The sequence below is a fragment of the Neisseria bergeri genome (genome assembly GCA_003044455.1).
Classification (GTDB): Bacteria; Pseudomonadota; Gammaproteobacteria; order Burkholderiales; family Neisseriaceae; genus Neisseria; species Neisseria bergeri.
The window spans coordinates 1-1,186 of record POWY01000036.1; the positions used below are offsets into that span (position 1 = coordinate 1).

General features: G+C 53.6%; 1 protein-coding gene. It reads left to right on the top strand.

The genetic code is table 11. From position 1 onward, the window contains the following. Position 1: 1 nt before the first annotated feature. On the top strand, positions 2 to 1,186 hold the full coding sequence (gene tuf / locus DBY86_RS12770; protein ID WP_003713286.1) for an elongation factor Tu: 1,185 nt from the start codon (positions 2 to 4) through the stop codon (positions 1,184 to 1,186).

The window sequence follows — 1,186 nt, forward strand, 5'->3', positions numbered from 1 at the left end:
CATGGCTAAGGAAAAATTCGAACGTAGCAAACCGCACGTAAACGTTGGCACCATCGGTCACGTTGACCATGGTAAAACCACCCTGACTGCCGCTTTGACTACTATTTTGGCTAAAAAATTCGGCGGTGCTGCAAAAGCTTACGACCAAATCGACAACGCGCCCGAAGAAAAAGCACGCGGTATTACCATCAATACCTCGCACGTAGAATACGAAACCGAAACCCGCCACTACGCACACGTAGACTGCCCGGGTCACGCCGACTACGTTAAAAACATGATTACCGGTGCCGCACAAATGGACGGTGCAATCCTGGTATGTTCCGCAGCCGACGGCCCTATGCCGCAAACCCGCGAACACATCCTGCTGGCCCGCCAAGTAGGCGTACCTTACATCATCGTGTTCATGAACAAATGCGACATGGTTGACGATGCCGAGCTGTTGGAACTGGTTGAAATGGAAATCCGCGACCTGCTGTCCAGCTACGACTTCCCCGGCGACGACTGCCCGATTGTACAAGGTTCCGCACTGAAAGCCTTGGAAGGCGATGCCGCTTACGAAGAAAAAATCTTCGAACTGGCTGCCGCATTGGACAGCTACATCCCGACTCCCGAGCGTGCCGTGGACAAACCGTTCCTGCTGCCTATCGAAGACGTGTTCTCCATTTCCGGTCGCGGTACCGTAGTAACCGGCCGTGTAGAGCGCGGTGTCATCCACGTTGGCGACGAGATTGAAATCGTCGGTCTGAAAGAAACCCAAAAAACCACCTGTACCGGTGTTGAAATGTTCCGCAAACTGCTGGACGAAGGTCAGGCGGGCGACAACGTAGGCGTATTGTTGCGCGGTACTAAGCGTGAAGACGTGGAACGCGGTCAGGTATTGGCCAAACCGGGTACTATCACTCCTCACACCAAATTCAAAGCAGAAGTATACGTACTGAGCAAAGAAGAGGGTGGTCGCCATACCCCGTTCTTCGCCAACTACCGTCCCCAATTCTACTTCCGTACCACCGACGTAACTGGCGCGGTTACTTTGGAAGAAGGTGTGGAAATGGTAATGCCGGGTGAGAACGTAACCATCACCGTAGAACTGATTGCGCCTATCGCTATGGAAGAAGGCCTGCGCTTTGCGATTCGCGAAGGCGGCCGTACCGTGGGTGCCGGCGTGGTTTCTTCTGTTATCGCTTAA